This window comes from Kitasatospora sp. GAS1066B (assembly GCF_041262605.1).
Classification (GTDB): domain Bacteria; phylum Actinomycetota; class Actinomycetes; order Streptomycetales; family Streptomycetaceae; genus Kitasatospora.
The window spans coordinates 1-8,925 of record NZ_JBGCCO010000071.1; the positions used below are offsets into that span (position 1 = coordinate 1).

Below are 8,925 nucleotides of genomic sequence, written 5' to 3' on the forward strand. Positions count from 1 at the left end.
CAGGGCCTAGAGGCCCTTCAGGCCGGTGGACAGGTCAGCGGTCAGCGGGGCGAGCGCGGTGTGGTAGTCCGCGATCATCTCGGTGACCTTCTTGTCGTAGTTCTCTTCCCACTCGGCGCTCGCGTAGAAGGCCTCCTGGACGGAGACCCTCAACTCCTCGGAAGGGAAGCTGCGGATCAGGTAGTACCCGTCCTCGGTGTTCAGCGCGGGACCGAACGCGATCACGTTGATGCCCCAGCGGCGCATCATCGGGATCGTCTCCTCCCGGCTGACCCGGTCGAACTCCTCACGGCCGCCCGGCCGCACGGTGAACAGGCGGATCTCCAGCAGGCTCATGATGCACTCTCCTTGCATGATCTGACATGACGTCAGAAACGTCCCAGGTCAGCTGTTCAGCGTGGCGGCCACCAGGGCCGCCATCTCCTCGACGGTCCGCACGGCCTGGAAGGCCCGCAGGTCAAGACGGACACCGAAGGCGCTCTCCAACTGCGCCAGCGCCTCCAGCGAGGCCAGGCTGTCCCAGTCGTAACCGGCCAGCACCGGTTGTGCCCTGAGCGCTTCGGGGTCCTGGCTCAACACCTCGCCGAGCACCTCGAGCACCTCGGCGCCGACCGAATCGACGGTGTTCCCCATGGTCACTGCTCCTCGCTCTCGACGCGATCGACGCTCTTGGCGCTCCCGGCGCTGTCCACACGGGTGATCCAGGACGGGGTCGGGTCCGGCATCCTGCCCGGCGCGAAGGTGAAGACCCCGCCACCCTCCGGGACGAACCCCGCCTTCTCCCAGAACCCCTCCGCCACACTGTTCTTCGCCGAAGGGGTGAAGCGACCCTCCAGCACCTGGGCCCCGGCCTGCTCGGCCAACTCGGCGAGCCGGCCCACGATCGCGAACTCGACCCCCCGGGACAGCACCCGGCAGCTCAGCACCAGATTGAGCACGCTCCAGCGCCGCGCGGTCCGTTCCACCCAGAGGGCACCCACCAGGCCCTCGTCCCCGAACCGGTCGGTGACCGAGACGGTGAGCGCCAACCTGTCGGGGGCATCGATCATCGCGGCGGTGGCCGCCTCGTCGAACCGCACCCCGGTCAGATTGAACTGGTTCGTGCGAGCCGCGAGTTGAGCGGCCCTGGCAACGGTGAACCGGGTCACCGGCTCGATCGCCACCGTCAGGTCGAGCGCCTTCAGGTAGTCCTCCGCCCGGCTGAAGCCACCGGAGAAGTCGTTGCGCAGGCCGCGCGCCCGGTAGAGCTCGGGCCGCCTGCGGTCGGTACCGGTCAACTCGACCACGTCGAACCACCCGTGGCGCACCAGCGAGTCGACCAGCTGGGCCGGCTCGCCACTGGCGTCGATGATCGCGATCTCCGGCAGCTCGGCCGCCACCCCACCACGCTCGAAATCCGAGTCGTCCATGAAGACGAACGAGTCGGTACCCAGCCCCAACGCGTCGGCGGCCTTGCGCAGATTGCCCGCCTTCGGCGCCCAGTTGACCATGCTGACCGAGAAGGCCTCGGGCCGCAGCAGCACCGCGGGATGCCGGCGCAGCGCCTCGTCGACCGGGTCCGGGTCGTTCTTGCTGGCCAGCACGAGCACCACGCCCTGCTCGCGCAGCCGGCTGACGGTGCGTTGCAGATCCGCGAAGCTCTTGCCCGGGTAGAGCCCGCCGAGCTCGACGCCCTGCGGGCCGACCTCGCCCAGGACCCCGCCCCACAGGGTGTTGTCCAGGTCGAGCGCGAGCACCTTCCTGGACAGCCCCGAGCGGGCCTGCGCGATGCGCCGTACCTCGGTGGCCAGGATCAGCAACGCCCCGTCGGTGTAGGGCAGATCGGCGTACTTGTGCAGCCGCTGATCACGCGCGGCCACCTGCGACTCGGCGAGCAACCCGACCAGGTCCACGACCTGCACCTGCGGATGCTCCTCGGCCAGCTCCAGCAGCCCGGCGTTGAGCCGGTGCCAGAGCCTGGTCAACGCGCCCCTGGCCCGCAGACTGAGCACCGTGTCGCGCAGCGCGCGCGGCAGCGGGACGGTGTGCAGCACCAAGGTCGCCTCGCTGCCGCGCAGCGCCGCGCCGAGCAGCCCGCTCAACTGGGCCAGCCGCTCCTCCAGATAGGGCCCGGCAGCCTGCGGCGCGGTGACGTCCAGGTCGTCGGGGAGGAAGTAGGACTCGTCCAGTAGGCACAGCAGCAGCTCGCTGGAGCGGTCGAACCCGCCGGTGGCCAGCGTGAGTTCGAAGGCCCCGTACGGGGTGACCTCGATCGCCGGACACGCTCCGGCGCCCACCAGGCAGGCGCGCAGCAGGGATTCGAGCGGGCCGACCGTGCAGGCGGCCACCACCGACAGGCGCAGCGGGCGCAGTCTGCCGTCCGGATCGGTCAACTTGGCCAGCGCCCGGCCGGCCTTGCGCAGCACGCTCGCATCGTCGGTCTGGATCAGCGCGAGGCGCAGGTCGGGGCCGGGAACCGTGCCGGCCCCCACGGCCGCCTTGAGTGCGTCGACGAGTTCGGGCATCAGATCCTGACCAGGGTGCAGTACCACCGCATACCGATCGAGATGCCGATCAACGCGACCAGGTCGCCGGAGACCAGCTCGCCACCACGGGTGTACTGGGCGAGCGTCACCAGATGGTCCGCCGCGCCCATGTGGCCGTGCTGGGCGGCGACTTCGGCGTTGGTCAAGCTGACCGGGACACAGAAGGCCTCGGCGATCTCCTCGAACGAGCCCTGGTTGTCGTTCAGATGGATGATCTTCTTGATGGAATCGCGCTCCACGCCGGCCTTCGCGCAGGCCCAGTCCGTCACTTCGACCAGCCGCTGGTTGAGCGCGGCGACGAAGTCGCGCAGCCCCTTCGGATCGGTGCGGAAGTGGTCGACCACCGCCTCCAGGCCGTTCGCCTGGGTCTTGGCGGACCAGTCGGCCGGCGCCACCGGCGCCACCTCGCCGCCGAAGTCGGTCCGGAACCAGTCGGCCACGTCCGGGTCGGTGAACTGCACGGTCGCCAGCCACCGTCCGAACTCGTGGCCACGGCGCAGGATCACCGCCGAGGCGCCGTCGCTGTGGATGGAGTTGTTGACCCGCATCCGGTTGCGGTGGTGCTCGCTGACCCGGTTGACCGCGACGAACAGGATGTTGTTCAGGCTCGAGTCGGTGGCGAACAGACCGGCCACGTTGCCCAGGCCCGTGACGCCGGAGACGCAGCCCTCCATGAGCAGCAGGTTCGGCTTGAGCCGCACCCCGATCTCGCGGGCCAACGCGGAGGAGGCGTCCCAGTTGAGGTAGCCGGGGACGTCGGAGAGCGCCAGCACGACGTAGTCCACGTCGTCGGCGCTCAGGCCGGCGTCCTCGATCGCGAGCCGGGCCGCCCGCGCCGCCAACTCGATCGCGCTCACGTCCTGGGGCGCCCGGTGGAAGGTCTGGTAGCCCCACTGGAACACCCGCTCCGGGTCGTCCACGAACTCGGAGACCACCTCGAGGTCGACCTTCTGGTCGACACCCAGCGAGTAGCCGAATCCCGCGATACCGAAATCGGTGCCTTGAGTCGTCATCGTCATCTCTTGGTCCTCACCCTTCACACGCTCTGAGTCTCGGGGGCGGCCGGCCCGAACTGGGCGGCCCGTCGTTGCTGTTCCAACGCGGTCAGATCGATGCGGGCCATCGCGAACCGCAGCACCGGAGGTGCCATCAGCGAAGTCACCACGGCGACCAGGACGATCACGGTGTAGCTCGCGGAGTCCAACACGCCCAGCCGCAGCCCGACCATGGCGATGACCACCTGGACCACACCGCGCGCGTTCATCCCCGCACCGAGCGCCAACGCCTCCCAGCGCCCGAGCCGGCTGCCACGCGCCCCCAGGTAGGCACCACCGAACTTGCCCACCACCGCGACCACCAGCGCCGCCAGCGCCATCAGGGCCACCGCCGGGCGGGCCAACGCGGTCAAGTCCATCCGCAGCCCCGCCGAAGCGAGGAAGACGGGCGCCAGCACCGAGAGCGTCACGGTCCGCAGCGGGGCCAGCAGCAACGGGCTCACCGCCCCGGTCGCCGTGACGGCCACCCCGCAGACGAAGGCACCGAAGATCGGCTCCAGCCCGAGCGCCTGCGTCCCGGCCGCCGCCAGCAGGATCAACACCGCCGTGGTGCCGACCACCGTGCCACTTCCCCCGGTGCGCTCGGCCCAGCGATAGACCGGACCGACCAGCAGCCGGCCGGCCACCACGGCCAGCAGCAGCACCACCGCCAGCGAGAGAACCGAGCGCAGCACGCCCGCGCCACTAACCCCGGTGGTGGCCATCGCCGTGACGACGGAGAGCAGCAGCCAGCCCACCGCGTCGTCCAGCATCCCTGCGGTCAAGGTGAGTTGGCCGATGTCGCGGTGGAGCAGATTCATGTCCAGCAGCGTCTTGGCGATCACCGGGATGGCGCTGACACACATCGCCACACCCAGGAAGGCCGCGAACGTCGTCCGGCTGCCGTGCGGGGCCAGCAACGAGGCGGGCAACAGCAACCCGAGCCCCACCCCCAGACCCAGCGGTAGCAGCAACCCCGCCGAGCTGACCCGAGCGGCGGTCCGCCCCTGCCTGCGGACCAGCGCGAAGTCCAGGTGGCTGCCGCTCACCCCCACCAGCAGCAGCACCCCCAACTGGCCCACCGCATCCAGCATGTGGACCTGCTCCACGCTGTGCGGGAACAGCCAGCCCGCGAGCCGGGGAGCGAGCGTCCCCAGCACCGAGGGGCCCACCAGCACCCCCGCGCAGAGCTCGCCCGCCACCGCCGGCCAGCCCAACCGCACCGCCACACGCCCCAGCAGCACCGCGAGCAGCAGCAGCACCCCGAGCTGGAGCAGCAGCACCAGCAGCGGGTGGGCGCCGATCGGGGCGATCGGCGCCGCGGCGGCCAACGTCGCGTCAGTCCTCAACGTAGTACCAGTTCTCGGGGCTGATCATCCCGTACGGGTTGACCGGGCCGAAGCCGTGCAGCCGGTCGGAGACCTCGAAGAGCCGGATCGGGAAGTTCGGCATGAAGATCACCGGTACCTGCTCGGCGATGTAGTCCTGGTACTCGTAGAGCGCCGCCGGATCGTCGGTGGTCACCGACTTCTCGATCAGCTCATCGGCCCGCGGGTCGCTGTAGTGGCCGAAGTTGCCGCCGGCGCCGGTGCTGAACAGGATCTCGCCGGTGGGCTGGTGGAAGACCCAGCCGCCGTTCCAGTTGCACGCCTCCCACAGGCAGGGCTCCTGCGGTCCCGGGACGCACGGCGCGTCCTCGGCCACCAGCACCGAGCCGTAGACCTCCTGGAGCCGCACCTCGATACCGGCCTTGGCGGCGTCGTCGCGCAGCTGCTCCATCACCCGGGTCAGCGCCGGGCGGCCCTCGACGTAGCGCAGCAGGAAACTCGCCCAGGTCCCCGCCGGGATGCCCTCGCCGGCCTGGCCGGGGCCGGTGCCCGGATTGACGCAGACCGCCGGAGTGGTGGAGGTGTCCCAACCGTTCGCCTCCAGCAGGCGCTTGGCCCGCTCGGGGTCGAACGGCAGCGGCCAGGCGCCCTCGCGCTGGCGCGGCGAGACGAACTCCGTCTCCGGGAAGACCGGCACCGGTCCGTTCTGCCGGTAGGCGTAGCCGAGGTAGACGTCGCGGACCGCCGAGTCCTGGTCCAGGCTGGACTGCAGCGCCTGGCGGAAGTACGGCTGGGCGAAGAGCTTGCCCTGCACGGTCGGGTTGTTGAAGTTGAGCGAGATGTACCGCACGCAGTACGCGGTCTGCGGGTACATCGTGTAGCCGGCCAGCGGGTTGGGGCCGCCCTTGTCCGGGCTCACCGCCGGCTCGGTGGCGAAGCTGAGCGGCAGGAAGCCGACCTGGACGGCGTCCTCACCCTCGTCGCCGCGCTGGAGCATCGCGTACTGCTCCTCGTCGGAGAACGTCGGGATCTGCCGGAACTCGTCCAGGTAGGGCTTGGCCGGGCCCGAGTAGTGCTCGTTGGGGACGAACGTGACGACCCCTTCGATGGTGTAACTCTTCAGCTGCCAGGGGCCGCTGACGATGGACCAGATCGGGCTGCCGGCCCACCGGGTGCGGTGCGCGTTGCCCTCGTCGACGATGTCGCCCTGCTCGGCCATCAGGTAGGCGTAGACCGCCTCGACGTCCGCGAGGTCGCCGCAGGCGTTCGCCGGCCCCTGGTCGGTGCGGTCCCAGGCCTTGGGCAGCGGGGTGATGGTGGAGAGCTGGTTGAACAGCACCCAGCGCTGCGAGTAGACCTTGTCGAAGGTGAAGTAGACCTGGTTCTCGGCGAGTTTGCCGTAGTCGGTCAGGTTGTCCGGGAAGTAGCCGGGCACGTACTCGCCGTACCGGGCGCCCTTGACCTTCATCAGGTTGACCCAGAACAGCACGTTGTCCGCGCAGAGCGTCTCGCCGTTGGACCACTTCCACGGCTTGACGGTGATCGTGACGGTCAGGCCGTCCTCGCTCCAGAGGGGCTCCTCACCGATGCTGTTGGCGTAGTCGACGTCCGCCACGCCGTCGCTTCCGAAGAAGTACAGCGTGCGGTACATCAGGGCCTGGAACTCCAGGATGTTGCGGGTGCCCATCCGCTCGGCCGGGGTGAACGGGAAGATCACCGCCGGCGGGAACCCCGGCGCACAGGCCCAGGTGACGACCCCGCCCCGCTTCGGCTTCTTCTCGGTGGCACTCATCGCTGCCCCTGCCTCTCGTCGTCGTCAGCCGCGTTGGTGTCCGCCTCGATCTCCTCCAGGAACGACACCCCACGGTCCGCGTGCGGGGCGTACCGCTCCCAGGTCTCGGCCAGCCGGATCCGGCCGTCGGGCAGCGTCGTGGGGGTGGAATGGCAGCGCCCGGAGACCACCTTCCCGTCGCTCAGCACCACGCAGTACGCGAACTCCAGCTCGCCGTCGGGGCCGCAGAGCCCGGTCAGGGTGCCCCGGCGGGCGTCGCCGCCGGAGAACTCGCCCCAGAGCAGGTTGCCGTGCTGGCGGTAGCGCGCCACCCGTCCCAACTCGCCGTGCTCCGCCCCGACCGGGCGAAAGCGCCTGCCGTCGTAGTCGATCATTTGACGTCCCCCGGGTACGGGTCGAGCTCGACGGTGATCTTCGCGGCGAAGTCGTTCATCGTCTCCATGGCGTCCTCCAGACAGTCACCGGTGGTGCCCAGGAAGCCGAAGATGGTGTTGCCGTGCGGGGGGCGCAGGATGACGTCCCCGGGTCGCGCGGTGATCTTCAGCAGGAACGCCTTCTCGGAGTCGGCGACCTCGGCCGGCACGGTGATCTCGCGCACCACACCGCCGTCGCTGATCAGGCACATCGAGGCGGTGTGCACCCCGGTCGGCTGGAAGTGCCGCACCTCGGGACGCCGGCCCGCGCCGATGTCGGCCACGGCCTTGATCGGATCGTGGGCCGCCGTCAGCCGGGCGATCTCGTCCAGCCCGCCGCCACCCACCCGGGCCGCGATCTCGAGCAGGTACGGCTTGCCCTGGTGGAAGCGGACCTCGGCGTGCGCGACGCTGCGCCGCAGGCCCTGCGCCCACAGGCCCGCCTTGACCACCTCGTGGACGGCGCGCAGGTCCTCGGCGCTCATCGAGGTCGGCGCGTGGTGCACGTCGTCGTCGAAGGTCGCGCCCTCGACGGTGATCCGGTCCACCACCGACCCGAGGTAGACCTCCTCGTCCCAGGCCAGCGCCTCGATCAGGTACTCCTTGCCGTCCAGGAAGGACTCCACCAGCAGGCCCTGCGGCCCCAGATCCAGGCCGGCCACCTCGGAGTTGGCCCAGAACATCTTCGCGATGCCCTCACTCGCCTGGGCGAAGCGCTCGGCCAGTTCGGCCGCGTCGTCCACCTTGAAGACGTAGTTGCTGCCGGCGCCCATGGTCGGCTTGATGATCACCGGGTAGCCGAACTCCTCGGCCGCCGCAACGGCCTCGTCCGCCGACTCGACGTAGCGGAACGACGGGTGCGGGGCGCCGCCGCGCTCGTGCGCCTGGCGCATCAGGTACTTGTTGCGGCTCGCCTTGGCGGCCTCCACCCCGATGCCGGGCAGGCCGAGCCCCTCGGCCACCGCCGCGGCGGTGATCACCGCCGACTCCGAGAAGGTGATCACGCCGTCGAACTGCTCGGTCTTGTGCCACTCCTGGGCCAGCTCGACGATCCGCGCGACGTCCCGGGTGCCCGCGAGCCGGTACTTGTCCTCGGGCCAGAAGTCGGGCGTCCCTTCGCCGTTCAGCACGTACAGGTCCACGCCGAAGGCCTCGACCTGCCGGTAACGCGAGATGTAGTAGGACAGGTACTGGATGGTCTCGATGGTCAGCAGTTTCACGAGTCTCTCCGTACAACCGGGTTAGGTGTGAGGCGAGTTGTGCGCCCTCGGGCGCACCAGGAGCGATCCCGCGACCAGCACGGTGGGCAGCGCCGTGACGGCCGCGAGGGTGAGGTAGCCGGGAATCACTCCGGCGTGGTCGCAGACCGTCGCGACCAGCACGGTGACCAGCACCGCGGCGGCCAGGCCCAGCGCGTTGGCGGTACCGAACACCCGCCCGGCCCGCTCGGCGCGCACCGCCCGCAGCAGCTCGACCCGCGACGGCAACCGGCCCAGTGCGAAGGTCGTCCCGCCCAGCAGGATGCCCGGCAGCATCGTCCAGACCGAGATCGGCTGGACCAGCGCCAGCAACGCGCAGACCAGGTAACCCCACAGGACCAGCTGCCGGTAGTCGATCCGGTGCTGCCAGCGCTGGTAGAGCGTGGCCCCGATCAGCATGCCGACGCAGGCCAGCGCGTCGACCACACCGAGCAAGCCCGAGCCCTGACGGAACCGGTGCACCACCACGACCATCAACAGCGTGTTGGCCGTGGTCACGATGACGCTACCGATGCAGTACAAGGCACCGAGCCGGACCACCGGCCCGTCGTGGAGCCGTTCCGACTCCCGCTCG

General features: G+C 70.0%; 8 protein-coding genes and 1 pseudogene. All 9 read right to left on the minus strand.

Going from position 1 to position 8,925, the window contains the following annotated elements; translation table 11 throughout:
• Positions 1 to 6 precede the first annotated feature (6 nt).
• Entirely contained in the window at positions 7 to 336 is a 330-nt protein-coding gene (locus ABH937_RS37790) for an NIPSNAP family protein (RefSeq protein ID WP_280694970.1), read from the minus strand.
• Between the two features lie 48 nt (positions 337 to 384).
• Positions 385 to 633 carry an acyl carrier protein gene (locus ABH937_RS37795; protein ID WP_280694971.1) on the minus strand — a complete coding sequence of 83 codons (249 nt, stop codon included), beginning with the start codon at positions 631 to 633 and terminating at the stop codon, positions 385 to 387.
• Positions 634 to 635: 2 nt separating this feature from the next.
• On the minus strand, positions 636 to 2,504 hold the full coding sequence (locus ABH937_RS37800; RefSeq protein WP_370220823.1) for an HAD-IIIC family phosphatase: 1,869 nt from the start codon (positions 2,502 to 2,504) through the stop codon (positions 636 to 638).
• Positions 2,504 to 3,544 carry a 3-oxoacyl-[acyl-carrier-protein] synthase III C-terminal domain-containing protein gene (locus ABH937_RS37805; protein ID WP_370220824.1) on the minus strand — a complete coding sequence of 347 codons (1,041 nt, stop codon included), beginning with the start codon at positions 3,542 to 3,544 and terminating at the stop codon, positions 2,504 to 2,506. The genes ABH937_RS37800 and ABH937_RS37805 overlap by 1 nt, the downstream gene beginning before the upstream one ends.
• Before the next feature lie 17 nt (positions 3,545 to 3,561).
• Positions 3,562 to 4,908 (minus strand): cation:proton antiporter, encoded by a 1,347-nt coding sequence (locus ABH937_RS37810; RefSeq protein WP_280694975.1) that lies wholly within the window; start codon positions 4,906 to 4,908, stop codon positions 3,562 to 3,564.
• Positions 4,898 to 6,679 carry an ABC transporter substrate-binding protein gene (locus ABH937_RS37815; protein ID WP_370220825.1) on the minus strand — a complete coding sequence of 594 codons (1,782 nt, stop codon included), beginning with the start codon at positions 6,677 to 6,679 and terminating at the stop codon, positions 4,898 to 4,900. Before ABH937_RS37815 ends, ABH937_RS37810 begins: the two co-directional genes overlap by 11 nt.
• Positions 6,676 to 7,053 (minus strand): hypothetical protein, encoded by a 378-nt coding sequence (locus tag ABH937_RS37820; RefSeq protein WP_370220827.1) that lies wholly within the window; start codon positions 7,051 to 7,053, stop codon positions 6,676 to 6,678. Before ABH937_RS37820 ends, ABH937_RS37815 begins: the two co-directional genes overlap by 4 nt.
• On the minus strand, positions 7,050 to 8,312 hold the full coding sequence (locus ABH937_RS37825) for an ATP-grasp domain-containing protein (RefSeq protein WP_370220828.1): 1,263 nt from the start codon (positions 8,310 to 8,312) through the stop codon (positions 7,050 to 7,052). The genes ABH937_RS37820 and ABH937_RS37825 overlap by 4 nt, the downstream gene beginning before the upstream one ends.
• Positions 8,313 to 8,333: 21 nt before the next feature.
• Positions 8,334 to 8,925 (minus strand): annotated as a pseudogene (locus ABH937_RS37830) (hypothetical protein); the annotation flags it as partial.

Bases quoted from the DNA above. Each gene is read 5' to 3' on its own strand.
- ABH937_RS37800 (WP_370220823.1), bottom strand. From the start codon at position 2,504: ATGCCCGAACTCGTCGACGCACTCAAGGCGGCCGTGGGGGCCGGCACG.
- ABH937_RS37820 (WP_370220827.1), bottom strand. From the start codon at position 7,053: ATGATCGACTACGACGGCAGGCGCTTTCGCCCGGTCGGGGCGGAGCAC.
- ABH937_RS37795 (WP_280694971.1), bottom strand. From the start codon at position 633: ATGGGGAACACCGTCGATTCGGTCGGCGCCGAGGTGCTCGAGGTGCTC.
- ABH937_RS37815 (WP_370220825.1), bottom strand. From the start codon at position 6,679: ATGAGTGCCACCGAGAAGAAGCCGAAGCGGGGCGGGGTCGTCACCTGG.
- ABH937_RS37805 (WP_370220824.1), bottom strand. From the start codon at position 3,544: ATGACGATGACGACTCAAGGCACCGATTTCGGTATCGCGGGATTCGGC.
- ABH937_RS37790 (WP_280694970.1), bottom strand. From the start codon at position 336: ATGAGCCTGCTGGAGATCCGCCTGTTCACCGTGCGGCCGGGCGGCCGT.